Raw genomic sequence first — 25055 nt, forward strand, 5'->3', positions numbered from 1 at the left:
CTGATACTTACCCACCATAAAGCAAAAAGCCTTGCAATCAAGGCTTTCATTATCCCTTTCGTTCAAAGGTTTCTAAGCTTTTACGAGCAGAGCGACACACTCAGCGGTTCGCTATCTCCGTTCTGTCTGCGTGCTAGCACTTGTCAATCACGGACAGCTATCGCATGGGCGGAAGTAAATGCTAATCTTCGTCGTTTTACTCCTTGACTAGCAAACTTACCGCCTCAACATGTCCTGTATGTGGAAATAAAACACGATTAAAGATAAGGGAAGATACTGAATTAAAAAAATTCCCCCTCTATTGTCCGAAATGCAGACAAGAAAATTTAATTGAAATAAAGCAGTTCAAAGTAACTGTGATTACAGAGCCAGACGCAAAGACGCAGAGCCGATAAAATGAGATTAATACAATCTCATTTTATCGGCTCTTTCCGTTATGTATGGATTCTTTTAATTAGTCTTCGATGTTTCTTGCTTCGTTGATACCGCTGGCTAAAGATTCCATTAAGGATAGTTCTTTGTCTGTAAAGCTATCCATGTATTTCTCTATCTGTAATCGTCGGGTGCTTTTTACCAAGTTATTAGCAGGTAAGAAAAATTCATCAACGGAAACATGAAGTAACGATACAAGGTCATAAAGAACTTGTATGCTGGGGTGTTGCCCTTTATTTTCAATATTAGTTAAGTACCGTGGGTCAATTTCAATCAATGCTCCCACTTGTTCACGAGTTAAACCTCGTTTCAATCGAGCTTCTTTAATGGCTAAACCAAAGGCTCTAAAATCATATTTATCTTCTTTTTTACGCATAGTAGACCACCTCTATACATTTTATTGTTCCTACTGAATTAAAAACAGGTATAGAAAAACGTGTTATATGGTTTATAGGTTTATATTTAATAAAAAGCACTACTAAACGCCAATAAAAAAAACCGTTATATGGTAGTGCTATTTACGCTGTTAAAATATTGTATATTACTTCCAAATGGCGGTTTGTTGGAGGTCAACGTCGCCATGAAGTACATCATATACAATAAATTTCCTTACATTGGGTTCTTGTCAAAAAAAGTCGTCTATCTGCAATAGATAAGTACGTCCACCAATGTGGTTTTATAAATCATATAGATAGAATAACAGAAGCATGTAAACAGAGAAATAAATCTGTTTATATGCTTTTTTGGCTATTCAGAACTTTTTTACAAAGTTTATTTATCAGTAATGCAACAAATCCCCCTTTCACATTGGGACTAAGAGTGAAAGGAGATAAACGAGCAAGGCTCACTTCCTTTCCTAGACAGAAAGGGGGTGAGAAACATGAAACCATCTTCTTTTCAGACCACAATAGAAAATCAGTTTGACTATATCTGTAAACGTGCTATGGAAGACGAGCGAAAGAATTATATGCTTTATCTTTCAAGGATTGCAAAGCGTGAGGTGTCCTTTTCGGATGTTGGCGATTATCTTGTTAGCCAGTTTGCGACAACAGATAACTATTCAACTGACTTTCAGATTTTTACACTCAATGGGTTATCAGTAGGCGTTGAAAATGATTTGTTGAGTGAAGCATTACGTGAGTTGCCAGACAAGAAACGTGAAATTCTACTGCTGTTTTACTTTATGGACATGAGCGATTCAGAAATTGCAGACCTGTTGAAATTGAACCGTTCTACTGTCTATCGGCATAGAACCAGTGGACTAGCCTTAATTAAAAAGTTTATGGAGGAATTTGAAGAATGAAAACACAATATCCTATGATTCCCTTTCCTCTCATTGTAAAGGCAACAGATGGCGATACCGAAGCGATTAACCAGATTCTACATCATTACAGAGGGTACATAACGAAGCGTTCCCTACGACTTATGAAAGATGAATATGGCAATCAAAGTATGGTCGTTGATGAAGTCTTACGTGGAAGAATGGAAACCAGACTGATTACAAAGATTTTGTCATTTGAAATTAAGTAATATCCTCTCTCCTTTCGTGGAAGCGTGCTAAACCATTCCACGCTTCCCGAACAGGGAGGTTTGTTATTCCACCAAAGCATATTGAGCTTTCAATGTGTTTTGATAGGCTAACGAGCCATTGTTCTTTGAAAACTGAATAAAAGTAATCGAATACGTTTCGATAAGAAAAGAGCCAACGGAACTAACCGCCATGACCTATCTTATAAAGATAGCGAGCGATTCATGTTAGTGATCCGAGAAGCAATCTTTAGCAGGATTGCCTGCAACGACATTCTTATCGTGATAATGATACTCCCATACAGTCAATAGTCCGAGCGTGATAAAACCGTCGCAGGCAATGAGTATGGCTACATGAGAACCATGCAGGGGTGGAACTCCCGTGAGCTTTGCTAAAGCTGTTCGATTGCTGGTAAAACAACTTTTATGAAATCCAAATAAGTGATTTGGAAAGGAGGATTTTATGAAGCAGACTGACATTCCTATTTGGGAACGTTATACCCTAACCATTGAAGAAGCGTCAAAATATTTTCGTATTGGCGAAAACAAGCTACGACGCTTGGCAGAGGAAAATAAAAATGCAAATTGGCTGATTATGAATGGCAATCGTATTCAGATTAAACGAAAACAATTTGAAAAAATTATAGATACATTGGACGCAATCTAGCGTCGCCAAAGGGTCTTGTATATGATAAAATAGTATTAAGTCGTATCAAGGCTCTTTCCATAAAGGAAAGGAGCAAATGCCATGTCAGAAAAAAGACGTGACAATAAAGGTCGAATCTTAAAGACTGGAGAGAGCCAACGAAAAGACGGAAGATACTTATACAAATATATAGATTCATTTGGAGAACCGCAATTTGTTTACTCGTGGAAACTTGTGGCTACAGACCGAGTACCAGCAGGAAAGCGTGATTGTATCTCACTTAGAGAGAAAATCGCAGAGTTACAGAAAGACATTCATGATGGTATTGATGTTGTAGGAAAGAAAATGACACTCTGCCAGCTTTACGCAAAACAGAACGCTCAAAGACCAAAGGTTAGAAAAAACACTGAAACTGGACGCAAATATCTTATGGATATTTTGAAGAAAGACAAGTTAGGTGTAAGAAGTATTGACAGTATTAAGCCATCAGACGCTAAAGAATGGGCTATTAGAATGAGTGAAAATGGTTATGCTTATCAAACCATCAATAACTACAAACGTTCTTTAAAGGCTTCATTCCATATTGCTATACAAGATGATTGTGTTCGGAAGAATCCATTTGACTTTCAACTGAAAGCAGTTCTTGATGATGATACTGTCCCTAAGACCGTACTAACAGAAGAACAGGAAGAAAAACTGTTAGCCTTTGCAAAAGCTGATAAAACCTACAGCAAAAATTATGATGAAATTCTGATACTCTTAAAAACAGGTCTTCGTATTTCAGAGTTTGGTGGTTTGACACTTCCAGATTTAGATTTTGAGAATCGTCTTGTCAATATAGACCATCAGCTATTGAGAGATACTGAAATTGGGTACTACATTGAAACACCAAAGACCAAAAGTGGCGAACGTCAAGTTCCTATGGTTGAAGAAGCCTATCAAGCATTTAAGCGAGTGTTAGCGAATCGAAAGAATGATAAGCGTGTTGAGATTGATGGATATAGTGATTTCCTCTTTCTTAATAGAAAGAACTATCCAAAAGTGGCAAGTGATTACAACGGCATGATGAAAGGTCTTGTTAAGAAATACAATAAGTATAACGAGGATAAATTGCCACACATCACTCCACATAGTTTGCGACATACATTCTGTACCAACTATGCAAATGCAGGAATGAATCCAAAGGCATTACAGTACATTATGGGACATGCTAATATAGCCATGACGCTGAACTATTACGCACATGCAACATTCGATTCTGCAATGGCAGAAATGAAACGCTTGAATAAAGAGAAGCAACAGGAGCGTCTTGTTGCTTAGTAGTACAAATGAATTTACTACTTATTTACCACTTCTGACAGCTAAGACATGAGGAAATATGCAAAGAAACGTGAAGTATCTTCCTACAGTAAAAATACTCGAAAGCACATAGAATAAGGCTTTACGAGCATTTAAGAAAATATAAAAAGATAATTAGAAATTTATACTTTGTTTCTATTAAAAAAATAAAAATACGTATAAACTTTCTAATCTATTTGATATTGTAAAGTATCTAGATAGAAAATTCAGAAAATTTGCTCTTTTCCCTTGAAAATTTTTGAAAAAATGGTATCATAGTAACAAGCTATTTTTAAGAGAAGAGAAAGGGGAACGATGGAGAAAATCATTTTAGACTCACCTAAGTCGGGATCGGATCTTGTTTTGGAAACACTTCGTGACTTAGGAATCGATACGATTTTTGGTTATCCTGGTGGGGCGGTACTTCCTTTATATGATGCTATTTATAATTTTAAGGGAATCCGCCATATTCTAGGTCGCCATGAGCAGGGCTGTCTTCACGAAGCTGAAGGTTATGCTAAGTCAACAGGAAAACTGGGTGTTGCAGTCGTCACAAGCGGACCAGGAGCTACAAATGCCATTACAGGGATCGCAGATGCTATGAGCGATAGTGTTCCCCTTTTGGTCTTCACAGGACAAGTTGCAAGAGCGGGAATCGGTAAGGATGCTTTTCAAGAAGCTGATATCGTTGGTATCACCATGCCAATCACTAAGTACAATTATCAGGTTCGAGAAACTGCGGATATTCCGCGAATTATTACAGAAGCTGTGCATATTGCGACTACAGGTCGTCCAGGACCAGTCGTCATTGACCTACCAAAAGATGTTTCTGCGCTTGAGACAGACTTCATTTACTCTCCAGAGATAGATTTACCAAGTTATCAGCCAACACTTGAGCCAAATGATATGCAAATCAAGAAAATCTTGAAGCAATTGTCTAAGGCTAAAAAACCAGTCTTGCTAGCTGGGGGTGGGATTAGTTACGCTGAGGCTGCAGCAGAGTTAAATGAATTTGCAGAGCGTTATCAAATTCCAGTTGTGACAAGTCTTTTGGGACAGGGGACAATTGCAACTAGCCATCCACTGTTTTTGGGAATGGGTGGAATGCATGGTTCCTTTGCAGCAAATATTGCCATGACTGAGGCTGATTTTATGATTTCTATTGGTTGCCGCTTTGATGACCGTTTGACTGGAAATCCTAAAACCTTTGCTAAGAATGCAAAAGTAGCGCATATTGATATCGATCCTGCAGAGATTGGTAAGATTATCGCAGTTGATATTCCGGTTGTTGGTGATGCGAAAAAGGCTTTGCAGCAGTTACTAGCTGAGCCAATCGTTCGTAACAATACTGAAAAGTGGATTGAGAAAGTTACCAAAGATAAGAATCGTGTTCGTTCTTATGATAAGAAAGAACGTGTGGTTCAACCTCAAGCAGTTATTGAACGCGTTGGTGAGTTGACCAATGGCGATGCCATTGTCGTAACAGACGTTGGACAACACCAAATGTGGACGGCTCAATACTATCCTTACCAAAACGAGCGTCAATTGGTAACATCAGGTGGTCTAGGAACCATGGGATTCGGAGTCCCAGCAGCTATTGGTGCTAAGATTGCTAATCCAGATAAAGAAGTTGTTCTCTTTGTCGGAGATGGCGGTTTCCAGATGACCAATCAGGAATTGGCAATCTTAAATATTTACAAGATTCCAATCAAGGTCATCATGCTTAATAACCATTCACTCGGGATGGTTCGCCAGTGGCAAGAAGCCTTCTATGATGGTCGAACTTCAGAGTCGGTCTTTGATAGCCTTCCAGATTTCCAATTGATGGCTCAAGCCTATGGAATTAAGAATTATAAGTTTGATAATCCTGAAACTCTTGAGAAGGATTTGGAAGTCATCATGGAAGATGAACCAATGTTTATTGAAGTAGACATTTCTCGGAAAGAACATGTTTTACCGATGGTCCCAGCTGGTAAGAGTAATCATGAGATGTTGGGGGTGAAGTTTAATGCGTAGAATGTTAACAGCCAAACTTCAAAACCGTTCAGGTGTTCTCAATCGCTTCACAGGAGTTTTATCGAGACGTCAAGTCAATATCGAAAGCATTTCTGTTGGCGCAACGGAAAATCCTAACGTATCACGAATTACCATTATCATCGATGTTGCCTCACATGATGAGGTGGAGCAAATCATCAAACAACTTAATCGTCAGATTGATGTAATTCGTATTCGTGATATTACGGATCAGCCCCACTTAGAACGAGAAGTAATTCTTATAAAGGTTTCAGCGCCTGCTGAAAAACGTGCAGAAATTTTGGCTATTATCCAACCTTTCCGTGCAACAGTAGTCGATGTAGCTCCAAGTTCCATTACCATTCAGATGACTGGGAATGCAGAAAAGAGTGAAGCTTTGATTCGAGTCATTCGACCTTATGGTATTAAGAATATCGCTCGTACGGGTGCAACTGGATTTACCCGCGACTAAAAATCCAACCTAAATTTGTTAAATTAGCCTAACAGGCAATAAAAATAGAAAAGAGAGAAAAAACTATGGCAGTTCAAATGGAATACGAAAAAGATGTAAAAGTAGCAGCACTTGACGGTAAAAAAATCGCCGTTATTGGTTATGGTTCACAAGGACATGCGCACGCTCAAAACTTGCGTGATTCAGGTCGCGATGTGATCATCGGTGTACGTCCAGGTAAATCTTTTGATAAAGCAAAAGAAGATGGTTTTGACACTTACACAGTAGCAGAAGCAACTAAATTGGCTGATGTTATCATGATCTTGGCACCAGATGAAATCCAACAAGAATTGTACGAAGCAGAAATTGCTCCAAACTTGGAAGCTGGAAATGCTGTTGGATTTGCACATGGTTTCAACATCCACTTCGAATTCATCAAAGTTCCTGCAGATGTTGATGTCTTCATGTGTGCTCCTAAAGGACCAGGACACTTGGTACGTCGTACTTACGAAGAAGGATTTGGTGTTCCAGCGCTTTACGCTGTCTACCAAGATGCAACAGGAAATGCTAAAGACATCGCTATGGACTGGTGTAAAGGTGTTGGTGCAGCTCGTGTAGGTCTTCTTGAAACAACATACAAAGAAGAAACTGAAGAAGACTTGTTTGGTGAACAAGCAGTTCTTTGTGGTGGTTTGACTGCTCTTATCGAAGCTGGTTTCGAAGTCTTGACAGAAGCTGGTTATGCTCCAGAATTGGCTTACTTTGAAGTTCTTCACGAAATGAAATTGATCGTTGACTTGATCTACGAAGGTGGATTCAAGAAAATGCGTCAATCAATTTCAAACACTGCTGAATATGGTGACTATGTTTCAGGTCCACGTGTAATCACTGAACAAGTCAAAGAAAATATGAAAGCAGTTCTTGCGGACATCCAAAATGGTAAATTTGCCAATGACTTTGTAAATGACTACAAAGCTGGACGTCCAAAATTGACTGCTTACCGTGAACAAGCAGCTAACCTTGAAATTGAAAAAGTTGGTGCAGAATTGCGTAAAGCAATGCCATTTGTCGGTAAAAACGACGATGATGCATTCAAGATCTACAACTAATTTTTAAGAATATAAACAGAAGGCGAGTTGGGGGGAACCTAACTCGTTTTTTATCTTGAAAACTCATCGAGGAGGAGATTATGCTAAGTGCAAAAGATGTGGTGAAAGCCCACAAGGTTTTGAGTGGTGTAGTAGCCAATACGCCACTTGACTACGATCATTATTTATCCGAAAAATACGGAGCGAAAATTTATCTTAAAAAGGAAAATGCTCAACGTGTCCGTTCTTTTAAAATTCGTGGGGCTTATTACGCAATTTCCCAATTGACAAAAGAGGAGCGTGAACGTGGTGTAGTGTGTGCTTCAGCGGGCAATCACGCTCAAGGAGTTGCCTACACATGTAATGAGATGAAGATTCCTGCAACAATCTTTATGCCAATTACGACACCTCAACAGAAAATTGGTCAGGTTCGTTTCTTTGGAGGAGATTTTGTTACTATCAAATTAGTAGGGGATACTTTTGATGCTTCAGCCAAGGCTGCTCAAGACTTTACTGTAGCTGAAAATCGTACTTTTATTGATCCCTTTGATGATCCCTATGTTCAAGCTGGTCAGGGTACGGTAGCCTATGAAATTTTAGAAGAAGCTCGTAAAGAATCTATTGATTTTGATACTGTCTTGGTACCTGTTGGAGGTGGAGGTCTCATTTCAGGTGTTTCTACTTATATTAAAGAAACAAATCCTCAAATTGAGGTCATTGGAGTCGAGGCTGAAGGTGCTCGTTCTATGAAAGCTGCCTTTGAAGCTGGGGGACCGGTTAAACTTAAAGAAATTGATAAATTTGCGGATGGGATTGCAGTGCAAAAAGTAGGGCAGTTGACCTATGAAGCAACACGCAAACATGTAGAAACTCTTATCGGTGTAGATGAAGGCTTGATTTCTGAGACCTTAATTGATCTTTATTCTAAACAAGGGATTGTAGCTGAGCCTGCGGGTGCTGCTAGTGTTGCAGCCTTGGAAGTATTATCCGATTATATTAAGGGCAAGACCATTTGTTGTATCATTTCTGGAGGGAATAATGACATCAACCGTATGCCAGAGATGGAAGAACGTGCCTTGATTTATGATGGTATCAAGCATTACTTTGTAGTGAATTTCCCACAACGTCCGGGAGCACTTCGAGAGTTTGTAAATGATATCTTAGGACCTCATGATGATATTACTCGTTTTGAATATATCAAACGAGCTAGCAAGGGAACTGGTCCAGTACTAATAGGGGTCGCACTTGCTGATAAACATGATTATGCGGGATTGATTCACCGGATGGAAAAATTCGACCCGTCTTATATTAACTTGAATGGGAATGAGACCCTATATAATATGCTTGTTTAATATGCTATGAAATTTTTATCATATTATTTGCCTAACCTATTTACTAGTGCTATAATGTAAGTGAAGAAAGGGGGAGATTCCCATGGTTTTAAAAGTTATACTTGTTCTAATTATTCTAATGCTTATTGTAGGAGCTATATTAATGAGCTCAATCTATGTTGTTCGACAACAATCAGTAGCTATCATTGAACGATTTGGTAAGTATCAAAAATTGAGCAATAGTGGTATTCACCTAAGAGCACCATTTGGGATTGATAAAATTGCAGCTCGTGTACAACTGCGTCTCTTGCAAAGTGAAATCGTTGTGGAAACCAAGACTCAAGATAACGTATTTGTGACGATGAATGTTGCGACACAGTACCGAGTAAATGAACAAAATGTTACAGATGCTTACTATAAACTAATGAGACCTGAGGCTCAAATCAAATCTTATATTGAAGACGCATTGCGCTCATCAGTTCCTAAGTTAACTTTGGATGAATTGTTTGAGAAAAAGGATGAAATTGCATTAGAAGTTCAAAAACAAGTAGCGGAAGAAATGTCAACGTATGGGTACATTATCGTCAAAACGCTCATTACCAAAGTAGAGCCGGATGCGGAAGTCAAGCAATCGATGAATGAAATCAATGCTGCTCAACGTAAGAGAGTAGCAGCACAAGAATTGGCCGAAGCAGATAAAATTAAGATCGTAACAGCGGCCGAAGCAGAGGCAGAAAAGGATCGCCTACATGGTGTGGGGATCGCAGAGCAACGAAAAGCAATTGTTGATGGACTTGCTGATTCTATTAAAGAGTTAAAAGGAGCCAATGTTGAATTAACTGAAGAGCAAATCATGTCAATCTTGTTAACTAACCAGTATTTAGATACATTGAATAATTTTGCAGAAAAAGAAGGTAATAATACAATTTTCTTACCAGCAAATCCTAACGGAGTTGAAGATATACGAACCCATATATTATCGGCTTTAAAAGCCAAGTAAACTAAATCTTAACGTCTTATTTGATTGGATATATGTTTTTTTATTGACAAATGCCATAAAAACGTATACAATTAAATATCGTAAAGAATAAAATAGGAGAAAAACATGGCTAAGACTAACTTTGAAAAAGTAGAATCAGTTGTTAGCTGGGTTCGTGATAAGAAGATCACTGGTTATCGTATTTCTAAAGAAACGAATGCACGTGAAATGTCTATCATTGCTCTAGCTCAAGGACGTGCAAAAGTTAAAAATATTTCCTTTGAAACAGCCCTTGGATTAATTGATTTCTATGAAAAAAATCATGAAAAATTTGAAGATTAATCTTTGGATACAAGCAGACTCTAATTAGGGTCTGCTTTTATTTTTGGAACGGCGAAATAGCCATGCTATGACCTACTCAACAAATCTATTTGTCAGGATGAACTAGGTTGATAGGGAGCTGAGTGATCTCATACTCTTCGAAAATCAAATTCAAACCACGTCAGCTTCGCCTTACCGTACTCAAGTACAGCCTGCGGCTCGCTTCCTAGTTTGCTCTTTGATTTTCATTGAGTATCACTCATGAAAATCAAATAAAAGATTAGGAATATAGCTACAAGCAATACTTGCTCAGGAAACAGAAGAAGGGATAAAAGTGATTTTTAAAGTATATAAAAAGAGGTCGGGATAAAAAACTCCGACCTTGATTTTTATGTTTATAAGCCTTTGACTCAATGTTGATTGGGGTTTGAATAGGAAAACAACTCTTGGTTTAAGAGGTTTATCCAATCGCTTTTATCTTATCCTAAATAGCGTTGTAAAAATTCTCTTGTACGTTCCTCTTTAGGATTTGTAAATAAATCTTCAGGTTTGCCTTCTTCTGCAATCACACCTTTGTCCATAAAGATGACACGGTGTGAGACGTCACGAGCAAATTCCATTTCGTGGGTAACAACGATCATTGTCAAGCCTTCTTGAGCTAGTTCTTGCATGATTTTTAGAACTTCACCGACCATTTCAGGGTCAAGGGCTGAAGTAGGCTCGTCAAAGAGAATGGCATCAGGATTCATAGAAAGCGCGCGAGCAATGGCTACACGTTGCTTTTGACCACCAGAAAGTTGTTTTGGTTTAGCTTGCCAGTAGCGCTCTCCCATTCCAACCTTTTCAAGGTTTTCTTTAGCAATTTTCTCTGCTTCTGATCGTTCACGTTTGAGGACAGTAGTCTGTGCAACAATCGTATTTTCAAGAACATTGAGATTTTCAAAGAGGTTAAAGGATTGGAAAACCATGCCTAGTTTTTCACGATAGTGAGTGAGGTTATACCCTTTTTCAAGTACGTTTTCACCGTGATAAAGGATCTCACCTTCAGTTGGTGTTTCGAGAAGGTTGATAGAACGTAGGAAGGTTGATTTACCACTACCGGAACTACCGATGATAGAAATCACTTCACCTTTGTGAATAGTGAGAGAGATGTCTTTTAGGACCTCGTTTTGCCCGTAGGATTTTTTGAGGTGTTTGATTTCAAGGATTGGTTGAGTCATTATTTCAAATCCTCCGTTTGCATTTGGTTAGCACCTGTCGTGTAGGTATCCATATCCATACGTTTTTCGATGAAGCGTAGGATACGCGTTACTGTGAAGGTGAGGACAAAGTAGATAACTGCGATGATGGTAAAGGTTTGGAAGTACTGGTAGGTTTGTGTTGCTACTGTATTTCCTGAGAAGTAAAGTTCTACAACAGAGATAACGTTCAATACAGAAGTATCCTTGATGTTGATGACGAACTCATTACCAGTTGCTGGTAGAATATTTCGAACAACTTGAGGGAGAACAATCTTACGCATGGTCTGGTTATGAGTCATGCCAAGTGCAGTTGCTGCTTCAAATTGTCCCTTATCAACAGCCAGAATACCACCACGGACGATTTCAGTCATGTAGGCACCAGTGTTGATCGAAACGATAAAGATAGCAGCTAGCGTACGGTCTAGGTTGATCCCGAAAGCTTGAGCAGTTCCATAGTAGATAACCATAGATTGTACAATCATAGGTGTTCCACGGAAAATTTCGATATAGATATTGAGAATCCAACCGATTAGTTTTTGAATGCCAAAGATAAATTGGTTTTCAGATAGAGGTGCTGTACGGAAGACACCGATAGCAAGACCGATAGCGAGACCAACGATAGTACCGATAATTGAAATGAGAAGTGTAATACCAGCACCACGCAAGAGTTGTTGCCAGTTTTCAGTCAGAATTTTAGCGACTTGGCCAAAGAAATTACTGTTGCTTTCCTCTGTCGTTGTAGATTCTGCTGGTTGCTCTTTGATCATACGATCCATGAGCGCAACTTGTTCATCTTTAGAAATGGTTTCAATACTGGCATTGATTTGGCTGATACGGTTATCATCTTTACGAAGTCCAATAGCGATAGATGTATCTTCTTCACCAGTTTTAAAACCAGGTTCAGGCTGAATCATTTTGAACTTAGCGTTTGCTGATTCGGCAGTTAGGGCTTCAGGACGTTCAGAAACATAGGCATCAATGACACCAGCTTCAAGGGCTTGACGCATTTGGGCGAAATCTCCCATGGCAGTTTCCTTCTGAGCGCCTGAGATTTGTGAAATTAAATCATAAAGGTAAACACCTTGTTGAGAAGTGATTTTTGCTCCGCTAAAGTCCTCTAGTGATTTGGCGTTTGCATAGGCAGAATCCTTTTTGACCAAAAGTACTGGTTCGCTAGTATAGTAGCTGCTTGAAAATGCAATTTCTTGTTTGCGTTCAGCAGTTGGGCTCATACCTGCAATGATCATATCAATCTTACCAGAAGTAAGGGCTGGAACAAGTCCTTCCCACTTGGTTTTAACAACCAAGGGCTCTTTGCCTAGGTCCTTAGCAATCTTTTTAGCTATTTGGACGTCGTAACCATTAGCATATTGGTTGGTTCCATCGATTTTGACAGCGCCGTTACTGTCGTCATCTTGAGTCCAGTTAAAGGGTGCGTAGGCTGCCTCCATACCGATGCGTAAATATTCATCGGCTTGGACCTGGCTAACTAGTCCTAAAGTAAGGGCCAGGCTAGCAAGGATAGTTAAGCATAATTTTTTCATGATTTCTCCTATTTCTAGTCTAAAATTGCTTCTCTCTATTGTATCGAAAAAGCTGAACTTTTTCAATCTTAGTAAATCCTTACTTGTGAAAAATGATATAATAGTGAAAAAACTTGAAAGGGAGTATACGATGAAAAAAAGATGGCTATTTACTTTGGTGTTTGCCTGTTTGCTATTGATACCACGCCTGGTTTTTGCTGTAGACTTTGATATTCTATCTTATAAGGGAGATTTGAATATTCATGCAGATAATACAGCAGTTTTCCAACAAACAATCACCTATCGTTTTAAAGATGATTTTAATGGTCAATCGGTTGGACTAGGAAAAGCAGGGAAAATGCCAGAAGGCTTTGAGATTGATGATGATCCAACTGTGCTAGTATCAAAGAATGGGGAAATTATAGAAGATGCCCTTTCCTACACAAAGGAAAATGGGAAAGGCTATCAAGTAATAATTTTAAATCCAGGAAAAGCTGGAGATACTGTACGTGTAACCATTACCTGGCAATTGAAAAATCTTCTTTTCTTATATCAGGATATAGCTGAGCTGAATTGGCAACCACTGACAGATAGTTCAGGAGACATCAAAGACTTAGAATTCCGAGTAACTTCAGATAGTCCGGCAGAGAAAGTCTTTTTTCATACTGGAAAACTCCTCAATGAGGGTAGTGTCGAAAAAGTAAATGATATTTATCGGGTGAAGATGAAAAATCTTCCTAGAAAACGTCAAGTTGAGCTACATGCCTATTGGCCCAGGGAGGCTTTCTCGGTAGCTCCAAGCCAAGGACTGGAAGAAGAGCGTTTAAGAGATTTTAAAAAAATTGAGATAGAAATAAAAGCTAGCAAAGTGCAAGCTAGTCTCATGATAAAGTGGATTTTCCCAATAGTCTTTATCGTGTTATTGATGATGACCATCATGTATTATCGAGCATTTCGTAAACATACGACCCTCAAAAAGGTATATCCCAAGGATCATCGACTCTACGAACCTCCAATGGACCTACCTCCAATGGTTTTGGCGGAGGCTATTTACTCTACCTCCTTGGAGGAAATCAGTCCCTTGAATAAGAAGAAGTTTGGTAAATTCTCTTTTGAACGATTGATTCAGGCGACTTTGCTAGACTTAGTTGATCGGGGGCATTTATCCATTTTTCAGGGTGAGGAGGAACCCTGTTTGAAAATCAATAGTGAAAAAGGCTTGTCGAATTTTGAAAAAGAATGCTTGCGGATGACTCTCTCAACTAATAAAGAACTGGCTCTTTCAGACCTTTTTCCAGAGTATCAAGTTTCTTCAGGACTATTCCATGGAGCTAAGGAAGCTGATGAGCAGCATATTCGCGAATTCGGCTTGCACCTCAAGCGTTCCTTCGAGAGACGTCTTGAACGCATGCAAAGTTGTGTTCGAGACAAGGTAAAAATTCTACGTCTTCCAAGCTATTATCGTCCTTTGACTGATAAAGAAAGTAGTCTTGTGAATGGGATGAAAGTCTGTTCAGCTATAACAGGTTTAATAGGCCTTCTTGTCTTTTATTATAGTCTGCGAACACGTGGTTATTTCTCACTTCCTTTACTTTCCCTAGGTTTAATAGGCTTACTTGCCAGTGCCTTAGTTTATTTTGTGACTCGAGGTCCATCTCGTGATGGAGTCTTAAACGAAGAAGGGGCAGAAGCCTATTACCTTTGGACAAGTTTTGAAAATATGCTTCGTGATATTGCTCATCTTGATAAGGCTGAACTAGAGAGCATTGTACTTTGGAATCGTCTTTTGGTTTATGCAACTCTGTATGGATACGCAAAGAAAGTGAATAAGATCATGAAGCTCCACAATATTCAACTTGAAAACGAAACTATGAATCTTTATGTATCTTGTGGCTGGGATAAACAGTTTCATACATCTGCTGCTCACATTAATCAATACACTTCGGTCGCAAATACAGCAAGTACCTTCTCTGTATCATCTGGAAGCGGTAGCTCTGGTGGAGGTTTCTCAGGCGGTGGCGGTGGTGGAAGTATTGGTGCTTTCTAAAGAAAACTCAACACAGCCTTTAAAAGTATGATATAATGGAGGATAGAAAAAGGAGTTATCTATGTATCTTATTGAAATTTTAAAATCTATCTTTTTTGGGATTGTTGAAGGAATTACGGAATGGTTGCCGATTTCAAGTACTGGTCACTTGATTTTGGCAGAAGAGTTTATCCAGTATAAAGATCAAAATGAAGCTTTTATGTCTATGTTTAACGTAGTCATTCAACTGGGTGCTATCCTAGCCGTTATGGTTATCTACTTTAACAAACTGAATCCTTTCAAACCAGGCAAGGATAAAGTCGAAGTTCGTAGAACTTGGCAATTATGGTCCAAAGTATTTGTTGCAACCCTCCCTCTTCTTTTAGTCTTTAAGTTTGATGATTGGTTTGATACTCATTTCCATAATATGGTTTCAGTAGCTATTATGCTGATTGTTTATGGGGTTGCCTTTATTTATCTTGAAAAACGTAACAAAGCGCAAGCGATTGAGCCAACAGTCACAGAGCTAGACAAGTTGCCTTATAAAACGGCCCTCTATATCGGACTTTTCCAAGTCTTGGCTCTTTTACCTGGGACTAGCCGTTCGGGCGCCACTATCGTTGGTGGTTTGTTAAATGGAACTAGTCGTTCGGTGGTAACTGAGTTTACCTTCTACCTAGGAATTCCAGTTATGTTTGGAGCCAGTGCTTTGAAGATTTTTAAATTTATTAAAGCAGGAGAAGTATTGAGCTTTGGTCAATTTTTCTTACTTCTAGTTGCTATGGTAGTCGCTTTTGCAGTCAGCATGGTTGCCATTCGTTTCTTGACCAGCTATGTTAAAAAACACGACTTTACAGTCTTCGGTAAATACCGTATTGTCCTTGGTAGTGTCTTGTTACTTTATAGCTTTGTTCGATTATTTGTATAAGAAAAAAACCTTGAGGGAAGATTCCTTCAAGGTTTTAAAATCCAGTCACAGTGACTCCCAATAAACGGACGCCTTTATCCTTATCACTGAGTGTTTCGTAGAGTTGAATAATGCATTGAGCGATTTGGTCTGAATTTTGTGTTTGCTGATCTAGGGTTTTTCGCTTAGTCAAAGTAGAAAAATCAGCGTAGCGAATTTTTAAGATGACAATCTTACCACTTTTTTCATATTTTTGAAGACTAAGGGCAACTCTTTCCGAAAGGAGAGTTAGCTCTTTTTTGATATCTTCTTCCAGACTAAGAATTTTACTATAGGTTTTTTCTTTACCGATAGACTTACGAATGCGATTGGATTTGACGGGAGAATTATCAATGCCACGAGCCTTACGATACAGGTCAAAACCGAGTCTACCAAAACGGTCAATGAGACTAATTTCAGAAATTTTTAAAAGATCAGCTCCTGTGAATACGCCCATTTGATGCAATTTCTCAACTGTTTTCTTACCTACACCGTGGAATTTAGCGACATCCATTTGCTTGAGGAAACTTTCAGCTTCATCAGGAAGAATGACTGTCAAACCACGAGGTTTTTGATAGTCACTTGCCATTTTAGCCAAAAATTTATTGTATGATACACCAGCAGAAGCTGTTAATTGTAATTCGTTCCAGATATCCTGCTGAATTAAACGAGCGATTTTAACAGCGGACTTGATGCCGAGTTTGTTTTCAGTCACGTCTAGATAAGCTTCATCGATACTCATAGGCTCGATATTATCCGTATAACGTTTGAAAATAGCTCGAATCTGTTGACCGACAGCAGTATATTTTTCGTAGTTTCCAGAAATGAAAACAGCTTGAGGGCAACGTTCATAGGCCTCTTTGGAACTCATAGCTGAGTGTATGCCAAAGACTCTCGCTTCATAGCTACAGGTAGAAACAACTCCTCGACCACCAGTTTTTCTAGGATCACTACCAATCACAACGGGCTTTCCTTTAAGTTTGGGATTATCTCGAATTTCAACAGCAGCAAAAAAGGCATCCATGTCAATATGGATGATTTTACGAGATAAATCATTCATTAGTGGAAAAATCAACATGGAGAAACCTCTCAGTGCTAGTTTGTTTATTTTTATTATACTCTTTTTCTGAAAAAATGAAAATCAAATAACCTCTTTCAAAAATATAATACAGTTTGTGGAATATTTTGAACTGTATTAGAAAAGAAAGTGTTAAAAAAGTGAGTTTTTAGTTGTTGAAATCGTTTACTGTGTGTTATACTGAATACATGAATGTAACAGATGACTGTTACTAGAAAGAAAAAAGAGGACATTAACATGGTTGTTAAGACAGTTGTTGAAGCACAAGATATTTTTGACAAAGCCTGGGAAGGCTTTAAAGGTGTTGACTGGAAAGAAAAAGCAAGTGTATCACGCTTTGTACAAGCTAACTACACACCTTACGATGGAGACGAAAGCTTCCTTGCAGGACCAACAGAGCGCTCACTTCACATCAAAAAAATCGTAGAAGAAACTAAAGCACACTACGAAGAAACTCGTTTCCCAATGGACACTCGTCCAACTTCTATTGCTGATATTCCTGCTGGATTTATCGACAAAGAAAACGAATTGATTTATGGTATCCAAAACGATGAACTCTTCAAATTGAACTTCATGCCAAAAGGTGGTATCCGTATGGCTGAAACTACTTTGAAAGAAAATGGATACGAACCAGATCCAGCTGTTCACGAAATTTTCACTAAATACGTAACAACTGTTAACGATGGTATCTTCCGTGCTTACACTTCAAACATCCGTCGTGCTCGTCACGCTCACACTGTAACTGGTCTTCCAGATGCATACTCACGTGGACGTATCATCGGTGTTTATGCACGTCTTGCTCTTTACGGTGCAGACTACTTGATGCAAGAAAAAGTAAACGATTGGAACTCAATCGAAGAAATCGATGAAGAAACAATCCGTCTTCGTGAAGAAATCAACCTTCAATATCAAGCATTGCAACAAGTTGTACGCTTAGGTGACCTTTACGGAGTAGATGTTCGCAAACCAGCGATGAACGTTAAAGAAGCTATCCAATGGGTAAACATTGCCTTCATGGCTGTCTGCCGTGTTATCAACGGTGCTGCTACATCTCTAGGACGTGTGCCAATCGTATTGGATATCTTTGCAGAACGTGACCTTGCTCGTGGTACATTTACTGAATCAGAAATCCAAGAATTTGTTGATGATTTCGTTATGAAACTTCGTACAGTTAAATTTGCTCGTACAAAAGCTTATGACCAATTGTACTCAGGTGACCCAACCTTCATCACAACTTCAATGGCTGGTATGGGTAACGACGGTCGTCACCGTGTTACTAAGATGGACTACCGTTTCTTGAACACTCTTGACAACATTGGTAACTCTCCAGAACCAAACTTGACAGTTCTTTGGACTGACAAATTGCCATACAACTTCCGTCGCTACTGTATGCACATGAGCCACAAACACTCTTCAATCCAATACGAAGGTGTAACAACAATGGCTAAAGATGGATACGGTGAAATGAGCTGTATCTCATGTTGTGTGTCTCCACTTGACCCAGAAAACGAAGAACAACGTCACAACATCCAGTACTTCGGTGCTCGCGTTAACGTTCTTAAAGCTCTTCTTACTGGTTTGAACGGTGGTTACGACGATGTTCATAAAGACTACAAAGTATTTGATATCGAACCAATCCGTGACGAAGTTCTTGAATTCGAATCAGTTAAAGCTAACTTTGAAAAATCTCTTGACTGGTTGACTGATACTTACGTAGATGCTTTGAACATCATCCACTACATGACTGACAAGTACAACTACGAAGCTGTTCAAATGGCCTTCTTGCCAACTAAACAACGTGCTAACATGGGATTCGGTATCTGTGGATTCGCTAACACTGTTGACACATTGTCAGCTATCAAGTACGCTACAGTAAAACCAATCCGTGACGAAAATGGCTACATCTACGATTACGAAACAATCGGTGAATACCCACGTTGGGGTGAAGATGACCCACGTTCAAACGAATTGGCAGAATGGTTGATCGAAGCTTACACAACTCGTCTACGTAGCCACAAACTTTACAAAGACGCAGAAGCTACAGTATCACTTTTGACAATCACATCTAACGTTGCTTACTCTAAACAAACTGGTAACTCACCAGTCCACAAAGGTGTATACCTCAACGAAGATGGTTCAGTGAACTTGTCTAAATTGGAATTCTTCTCACCAGGTGCTAACCCATCTAACAAAGCTAAAGGTGGATGGTTGCAAAACTTGAACTCACTTGCTAGCCTTGACTTTGGTTACGCAGCTGATGGTATCTCATTGACAACTCAAGTTTCACCTCGTGCTCTTGGTAAGACTCGTGACGAACAAGTTGATAACTTGGTAACAATCCTTGATGGTTACTTCGAAAACGGTGGACAACACGTTAACTTGAACGTTATGGACTTGAACGATGTTTACGAAAAGATCATGTCAGGTGAAGACGTAATCGTACGTATCTCAGGATACTGTGTAAATACTAAGTACCTCACTCCAGAACAAAAAACTGAATTGACACAACGTGTCTTCCACGAAGTTCTTTCAATGGATGATGCATTGAGCTAAGATTCATAAATAGTAAATAAAAACCAGTCATTATGACTGGTTTTTTGCTATAAAAAAATATTTAAAAAAAGTTGGTCAAAATTGGTCAAATTTCTTGACTAATACTGACCAAAGTGATATACTAAGAACATAAGGATAAGGAAATCCTTAGAAAACCTTGATTTTAAGGTGATTGTGTAATTTATCTTAAGGTCAAAGTATGGGTAAAACCTAGAAAAGAGGTACAACCTATGATGAACATTAGTATTTTTAGAAGTCCAATCACAAAACCTTTATTGGATAAAGAAAAACCTGAAATTATACGTAGAGTAGCAAATAGCTAGTCTAAATTTTTTAAAACAAAGGTCAGATAAAGTCAAATTAATTTGACTAACTAATTTTGAAAACAAACGAGGTATGAAATATGAACAACAACTTTAATAACTTTAACAACATGGATGATTTGTTTAACCAATTGATGGGTGGTATGCGTGGATATAGTTCTGAAAATCGTCGTTACTTGATTAACGGTCGTGAAGTAACTCCAGAAGAATTCGCTATTTACCGTCAAACTGGTCAACTTCCAGGCGAAGGAAGTGACCAAGCTCAGTATGTTCAAGGTAAAGCTATGAAACAAGATGGTATTCTTGCTAAACTTGGACGTAACTTAACTGCTGAAGCTCGTGAAGGGAAGCTGGATCCGGTTATTGGACGTAACAAGGAAATTCAAGAAACATCTGAAATCCTTTCTCGTCGTACAAAGAATAACCCAGTTCTAGTCGGTGATGCTGGTGTTGGTAAAACAGCAGTGGTTGAAGGATTGGCTCAAGCTATTGTGAACGGGGATGTCCCAGCTGCTATCAAGAATAAAGAAATCATCTCTATTGATATTTCTGGACTTGAAGCTGGTACTCAATACCGTGGTAGCTTTGAAGAAAACATTCAAAACTTGGTAAACGAAGTTAAAGAAGCTGGAAATATTATCCTCTTCTTCGATGAAATCCACCAAATCCTTGGTGCAGGTAGCACAGGGGATGGTCAAGGATCTAAAGGTCTTGCTGATATTTTGAAACCAGCTCTTTCACGTGGTGAATTGACAGTGATTGGTGCAACAACTCAAGATGAATACCGTAATACAATCTTGAAAAACGCTGCCCTTGCTCGTCGTTTCAACGAAGTAAAAGTTAATGCACCATCTGCTGAAGATACTTTCAAGATTCTCCAAGGGATCCGTGATCTTTATCAACAACACCACAATGTTATCTTGCCAGATGAAGTATTGAAAGCTGCTGTTGATTACTCTGTTCAATATATTCCACAACGTAGCTTGCCAGATAAGGCTATCGACTTGGTCGATGTGACAGCTGCTCACTTGGCAGCACAACACCCAGTGACAGATGTACATGCTGTGGAACATGAAATTGAAGAAGAAAAAGCTAAACAAGAAGCTGCAGCAGCCAAAGAAGATTACGAAGCAGCCCTTAATGCAAAAATTCGTATCGAAGAACTTGAAAAACAAATTGCCAACCATACTGAAGATCATAAGGTTACAGCAACAGTTAATGATGTAGCTGAGTCTGTTGAACGTATGACAGGTATTCCTGTTTCACAAATGGGTGCAACTGATATCGAACGTTTGAAAGACATGGGTCACCGTTTGCAAACTAAGGTTATCGGTCAAGATAAAGCCGTTGAAGCAGTGGCACGTGCTATCCGTCGTAACCGTGCAGGTTTTGATGAAGGAAATCGCCCAATCGGTAGCTTCCTCTTTGTAGGACCTACTGGCGTTGGTAAGACTGAGTTGGCCAAACAATTGGCTCTTGATATGTTCGGAACTAAGGATGCTATCATCCGTTTGGATATGTCAGAATACAGCGATCGTACAGCCGTTTCTAAATTGATTGGTACAACAGCAGGTTATGTTGGTTACGACGACAACAACAATACTTTGACTGAACGTGTTCGCCGTAACCCTTACTCAATCGTCCTTCTCGACGAAATTGAAAAGGCAGATCCTCAAGTGATTACTCTTCTTCTTCAAGTATTGGATGATGGTCGTTTAACAGACGGTCAAGGTAACACTGTAAACTTCAAGAATACGGTGATTATCGCAACTTCAAATGCTGGCTTTGGTTATGAAGCCAACTTGACAGAAGATGCGGATAAACCAGAACTCATGGATCGTTTGAAACCTTACTTCCGTCCAGAGTTCCTCAACCGTTTCAACGCTGTGATCGAATTCTCACACTTGAGCAAGGAAGATCTTTCTAAGATTGTGGATTTGATGTTGATTGATGTCAATAAGACTCTTTCTAAGAAAGAAATCGACTTGGCAGTGAGCGAAGCAGCTAAAGAATACATGACTGAAGAAGGTTATGATGAAGTCATGGGTGTTCGTCCACTCCGTCGTGTAGTTGAACAACAAATCCGTGATAAAGTAACAGACTTCCATTTGGATAATCTTGATGCTAAACACCTTGAAGCTGACATGGAAGATGGTATCTTGGTCATTCGTGAAAAAGCTTAAATCAAGGTTTTGAGAATAAAAAAAGGAACCAGTTGAAAAAATTGGTTCCTTTTTGTTAAATGACATGACGCTCAAAGGCATCGTCTGAAATTCCTTGTTCAAGAATCAATTTTGCCCATTCCTTAGCAGAGAAAAGGCTATGATCCTTGTAGTTGCCACAAGATTCAATGGTAGTCCCTGGGACATCTTCCCAAGTTGTAGTCTCTGCGATTTCCTTCAGTGAATCCTTGATGACAGCAGCGATTTCTGCGCTAGTATGACGTCCCCACATAATCATATGGAAGCCTGTACGACATCCAAATGGTGAACAATCAATCATCCCGTCAATGCGAGTACGGATGAGTTTGGCCAAGAGGTGCTCGATTGTATGAAGACCAGCAGTAGGGATAGAGTCTTCATTTGGTTGAACCAAGCGAATATCAAAGTTAGAAATGATATCTCCCTTAGGACCTGTTTCTTCTCCGATTAAACGGACATACGGTGCTTTAACAATGGTGTGATCCAGTTCAAAACTTTCAACAATAACTTCTTTTGACATGGTATTTCCTTTCAATTTTCTCCTTTCATTATATCATAAAGATTTACTTGAAAACTGCTAACAAAGAGATTTTTCAAATATGAATGCCAAAAAAGTGACTGACTGTAAAAAATAATTTTAAAATGGTAATTGTTTTCAAATCAATTTGAAAAATTCTGAAAATTGTATTGACACTTAGCAAAAAAGGGACTATAATGTATAAAAAGTCATAAAGGAGTTTATTATGAAATTTTCAAAAGTAATGGCCCTAGCAGGAGTGACTCTGTTAGCGTCAGGTGTTTTGGCAGCTTGTTCAGGTTCAGGCTCTAGTGCAAAAGGTGAGAAAACTTTTTCTTACGTTTATGAAACTGACCCAGACAGCCTAAACTATTTGACAACTGGTAAGGCTGCGGTTGCTAATATCACAAGTAATGTTATTGACGGTTTGATGGAGAATGACCGCTACGGTAACTTCGTGCCATCTTTGGCAGAAGATTGGTCAGTGTCTAAAGACGGGTTAACTTACACTTACACAATCCGTAAGGATGCTAAGTGGTATACTTCTGAAGGCGAAGAGTATGCGCCAGTGAAAGCGCAAGACTTTGTAACAGGTCTTAAATATGCGGCTGATAATAAGTCAGAAGCCCTTTATCTTGTTCAAGAATCTATTAAAGGTCTTGATGCTTATGTAAAAGGTGAAGTTAAAGACTTCTCAGAAGTTGGAATCAAGGCTGTAGATGATCAAACAGTTCAATACACTTTGAACAAACCAGAAAGCTTCTGGAACTCTAAGACAACCATGGGAATTCTTGCACCAGTCAATGAAGAATTCCTTACTTCTAAAGGAAGTGACTTTGCTAAAGCAACTGATCCAAGCAGTATTCTTTATAATGGTCCTTTCTTGTTGAAATCATTGGTAGCTAAATCTTCAGTAGAATTTGAAAAGAATCCAAACTACTGGGATAAGGACAATGTTCATATTGATAAAGTAAAACTTTCATTCTGGGATGGTCAAGACAATAATAAACTTGCAGAAACCTTTAAAGATGGTGGTTTCTCAATGGCTCGTCTCTTCCCAACAAGTGGAAGCTACTCTGAACTTGAAAAAGAGTTTAAAGACAATATCGTTTATACACCACAAGATTCTTCAACCTTCTTAGTTGGTACAAATATTGACCGTCAGTCTTACAAATATACTTCTAAGACTACAGACGAGCAAAAGACTTCAACTAAGAAAGCTCTTCTTAACAAAGACTTCCGTCAGGCTATTGCTTTTGGTTTTGATAGAACAGCTTATGCTTCTCAAGTTAATGGAGAAAGTGGAGCAAGCAAACTCCTTCGTAACTTGTTCGTACCACCAACATTTGTTCAAGCAGATGGTAAAAACTTTGGTGACTTAGTTAAGGAAAAATTGGTGACCTATGGTGATGAGTGGAAAGATGTTAATCTAGACGACGCTCAAGACGGTCTTTACAATCCTGAAAAAGCAAAAGCAGAATTTGCTAAGGCTAAGACAGCTCTCCAAGCGGAAGGAGTTCAATTCCCAATCCATTTGGATATGCCTGTTGACCAAACCAATACTACAAAAGTTCAACGTGTTCAATCATTGAAACAATCGCTTGAAGCAACATTAGGAACTGACAATGTCGTTATTGATATCCAACAACTACAAAAAGATGAAGTCCTCAATGTTACTTACTTTGCTGAAACGGCTGCCGGTGAAGATTGGGATCTTTCAGATAACGTTGGTTGGTCTCCAGACTACATCGACCCATCTACATACCTTGATATCATCAAACCATCAGTAGGTGAAAATACTAAGACTTACCTAGGATTTGATTCAGGTACAAATAACGCTGCTGCCAAACAAGTTGGTTTGGAAGATTACGAAAAGATGGTTGTTGAAGCTGGAAATGAAGACACTGACGTTTCAAAACGTTATGATAAATATGCTGCAGCCCAAGCTTGGTTGACAGATAGTGCATTGATTATTCCAACAACTTCTCAAACTGGACGTCCAATGTTGTCTAAGATGGTACCATTCACACTTCCATTTGCTTACTCAGGTAACAAGGGTATGAGTGAAGCCCTCTTGTACAAATACCTTGAACTTCAAGATAAACCAGTAACTGCTGATGATTATCAAAAAGCTCAAGATAAATGGAAGAAAGAAAAAGAAGAATCTAATAAAAAAGCGCAAGAAGATCTTGCAAATCATGTCAAATAAGAAAAAAGAGGCCGGACAAAAGGTCTGGCCTTTTGATATCATTCCTGAGACATCAGTTTGACATTTTGGTTATTGGTTCAAGCACTGCATTGAAGTAGTAGAACAGACTTTCTAAGTCACGCCCCAGTTCATAGATAAACTACATAAACACAAGGTAACTTTTATCTATAATTTTAAACAGTTTTCCCGACTATTTAACTTGTGTTTGGGATAAGGTTGCGATTGAGATAGCTTTGACAGTTTTTTAGTCTGTTCAGTTGTTTCTCTTCCTATTTTTAAGAAGTTTGACTTTATAAAAATTAAGATTCTACC

Annotated in this window: 22 protein-coding genes; 16 read left to right on the forward strand and 6 right to left on the reverse strand. The window is 38.8% G+C overall.

Annotated elements, in window-relative coordinates; all coding sequences use genetic code 11:
* Positions 1–203 precede the first annotated feature (203 nt).
* On the forward strand, positions 204–395 hold the full coding sequence (locus ADH81_RS10770; RefSeq protein WP_001860868.1) for a cysteine-rich KTR domain-containing protein: 192 nt from the start codon (positions 204–206) through the stop codon (positions 393–395).
* 59 nt (positions 396–454) lie between these two features.
* Here ADH81_RS10770 and ADH81_RS06345 read toward each other — a convergent pair whose 3' ends face one another.
* Positions 455–808 (reverse strand): helix-turn-helix transcriptional regulator, encoded by a 354-nt coding sequence (locus ADH81_RS06345; protein WP_001227347.1) that lies wholly within the window; start codon positions 806–808, stop codon positions 455–457.
* A gap of 504 nt (positions 809–1312) precedes the next feature.
* Between ADH81_RS06345 and ADH81_RS06350 the strand changes: the two genes are divergently transcribed.
* Together ADH81_RS06350 and ADH81_RS06355 are read left to right on the forward strand one after the other, a co-directional pair.
* Entirely contained in the window at positions 1313–1735 is a 423-nt protein-coding gene (locus tag ADH81_RS06350) for a sigma-70 family RNA polymerase sigma factor (RefSeq protein WP_000804885.1), read from the forward strand.
* Complete coding sequence (locus tag ADH81_RS06355; RefSeq protein WP_000857133.1) at positions 1732–1962, forward strand: helix-turn-helix domain-containing protein; 231 nt, start codon at positions 1732–1734, stop codon at positions 1960–1962. The genes ADH81_RS06350 and ADH81_RS06355 overlap by 4 nt, the downstream gene beginning before the upstream one ends.
* Before the next feature lie 225 nt (positions 1963–2187).
* Here the strand turns inward: ADH81_RS06355 and ADH81_RS11470 are convergent, their stop codons facing one another.
* The gene (locus tag ADH81_RS11470; protein ID WP_001845478.1) at positions 2188–2439 is read right to left on the reverse strand and encodes a hypothetical protein; all 252 of its coding nucleotides are present in this window, start codon (positions 2437–2439) and stop codon (positions 2188–2190) included.
* On the opposite strand from ADH81_RS11470, the gene ADH81_RS06360 reads away from it, so the two are divergent.
* From ADH81_RS06360 to ADH81_RS06395, 8 genes are all read left to right on the forward strand, one after another.
* The gene (locus ADH81_RS06360) at positions 2423–2626 is read left to right on the forward strand and encodes an excisionase (RefSeq protein ID WP_000814511.1); all 204 of its coding nucleotides are present in this window, start codon (positions 2423–2425) and stop codon (positions 2624–2626) included. The genes ADH81_RS11470 and ADH81_RS06360 overlap by 17 nt on opposite strands.
* A gap of 81 nt (positions 2627–2707) precedes the next feature.
* Positions 2708–3925: a tyrosine-type recombinase/integrase gene (locus tag ADH81_RS06365; RefSeq protein WP_049527356.1), complete on the forward strand. Its 1218-nt coding sequence runs from the start codon at positions 2708–2710 to the stop codon at positions 3923–3925.
* 333 nt (positions 3926–4258) lie between these two features.
* Positions 4259–5959, forward strand: a complete 1701-nt coding sequence (locus tag ADH81_RS06370; RefSeq protein WP_049527360.1) for an acetolactate synthase large subunit — start codon at positions 4259–4261, stop codon at positions 5957–5959.
* The gene (ilvN, locus tag ADH81_RS06375; RefSeq protein ID WP_001253809.1) at positions 5952–6428 is read left to right on the forward strand and encodes an acetolactate synthase small subunit; all 477 of its coding nucleotides are present in this window, start codon (positions 5952–5954) and stop codon (positions 6426–6428) included. Before ADH81_RS06370 ends, ilvN begins: the two co-directional genes overlap by 8 nt.
* A 65-nt stretch (positions 6429–6493) precedes the next feature.
* Positions 6494–7516, forward strand: coding sequence for a ketol-acid reductoisomerase (gene ilvC, locus ADH81_RS06380; RefSeq protein WP_045763621.1), 1023 nt, complete (start codon positions 6494–6496; stop codon positions 7514–7516).
* 80 nt (positions 7517–7596) lie between these two features.
* Positions 7597–8847, forward strand: a complete 1251-nt coding sequence (gene ilvA, locus ADH81_RS06385; protein ID WP_049527363.1) for a threonine ammonia-lyase IlvA — start codon at positions 7597–7599, stop codon at positions 8845–8847.
* Between the two features lie 82 nt (positions 8848–8929).
* Entirely contained in the window at positions 8930–9826 is an 897-nt protein-coding gene (locus ADH81_RS06390; RefSeq protein ID WP_049527367.1) for an SPFH domain-containing protein, read from the forward strand.
* 105 nt (positions 9827–9931) lie between these two features.
* Positions 9932–10147 (forward strand): hypothetical protein, encoded by a 216-nt coding sequence (locus ADH81_RS06395; RefSeq protein ID WP_001140700.1) that lies wholly within the window; start codon positions 9932–9934, stop codon positions 10145–10147.
* A 458-nt stretch (positions 10148–10605) separates the two neighbouring features.
* On the opposite strand, the gene ADH81_RS06400 is transcribed toward ADH81_RS06395, so the two are convergent.
* Together ADH81_RS06400 and ADH81_RS06405 are read right to left on the reverse strand one after the other, a co-directional pair.
* Positions 10606–11346, reverse strand: a complete 741-nt coding sequence (locus tag ADH81_RS06400) for an amino acid ABC transporter ATP-binding protein (RefSeq protein ID WP_049527369.1) — start codon at positions 11344–11346, stop codon at positions 10606–10608.
* On the reverse strand, positions 11346–12911 hold the full coding sequence (locus ADH81_RS06405; protein ID WP_049527370.1) for an ABC transporter substrate-binding protein/permease: 1566 nt from the start codon (positions 12909–12911) through the stop codon (positions 11346–11348). Before ADH81_RS06405 ends, ADH81_RS06400 begins: the two co-directional genes overlap by 1 nt.
* Positions 12912–13041: 130 nt before the next feature.
* Between ADH81_RS06405 and ADH81_RS06410 the strand changes: the two genes are divergently transcribed.
* On the forward strand, positions 13042–14937 hold the full coding sequence (locus ADH81_RS06410; protein WP_049527372.1) for a DUF2207 domain-containing protein: 1896 nt from the start codon (positions 13042–13044) through the stop codon (positions 14935–14937).
* A 61-nt stretch (positions 14938–14998) separates the two neighbouring features.
* Positions 14999–15844, forward strand: a complete 846-nt coding sequence (locus ADH81_RS06415) for an undecaprenyl-diphosphate phosphatase (RefSeq protein ID WP_049527374.1) — start codon at positions 14999–15001, stop codon at positions 15842–15844.
* A 34-nt stretch (positions 15845–15878) separates the two neighbouring features.
* Here the strand turns inward: ADH81_RS06415 and dinB are convergent, their stop codons facing one another.
* A complete protein-coding gene (dinB, locus tag ADH81_RS06420; protein WP_049527377.1) occupies positions 15879–16940 on the reverse strand; it encodes a DNA polymerase IV in 1062 nt (353 codons plus the stop codon).
* Positions 16941–17177: 237 nt separating this feature from the next.
* Between dinB and pflB the strand changes: the two genes are divergently transcribed.
* Both pflB and ADH81_RS06430 read left to right on the forward strand, forming a co-directional pair.
* Positions 17178–19493: a formate C-acetyltransferase gene (gene pflB, locus ADH81_RS06425; RefSeq protein ID WP_049527379.1), complete on the forward strand. Its 2316-nt coding sequence runs from the start codon at positions 17178–17180 to the stop codon at positions 19491–19493.
* 403 nt (positions 19494–19896) lie between these two features.
* Entirely contained in the window at positions 19897–21999 is a 2103-nt protein-coding gene (locus ADH81_RS06430) for an AAA family ATPase (RefSeq protein ID WP_049527381.1), read from the forward strand.
* 55 nt (positions 22000–22054) lie between these two features.
* Here the strand turns inward: ADH81_RS06430 and ADH81_RS06435 are convergent, their stop codons facing one another.
* Entirely contained in the window at positions 22055–22537 is a 483-nt protein-coding gene (locus ADH81_RS06435) for an S-ribosylhomocysteine lyase (protein WP_000032544.1), read from the reverse strand.
* Between the two features lie 223 nt (positions 22538–22760).
* Here ADH81_RS06435 and ADH81_RS06440 point away from each other — a divergent pair, with 223 nt between their 5' ends.
* Positions 22761–24743 (forward strand): peptide ABC transporter substrate-binding protein, encoded by a 1983-nt coding sequence (locus ADH81_RS06440; RefSeq protein ID WP_049527383.1) that lies wholly within the window; start codon positions 22761–22763, stop codon positions 24741–24743.
* The last annotated feature ends 312 nt before the right edge of the window (positions 24744–25055 follow it).

This window comes from Streptococcus pseudopneumoniae, from assembly GCF_001072925.1.
In the GTDB taxonomy this organism is placed as follows: domain Bacteria; phylum Bacillota; class Bacilli; order Lactobacillales; family Streptococcaceae; genus Streptococcus; species Streptococcus pseudopneumoniae_Q.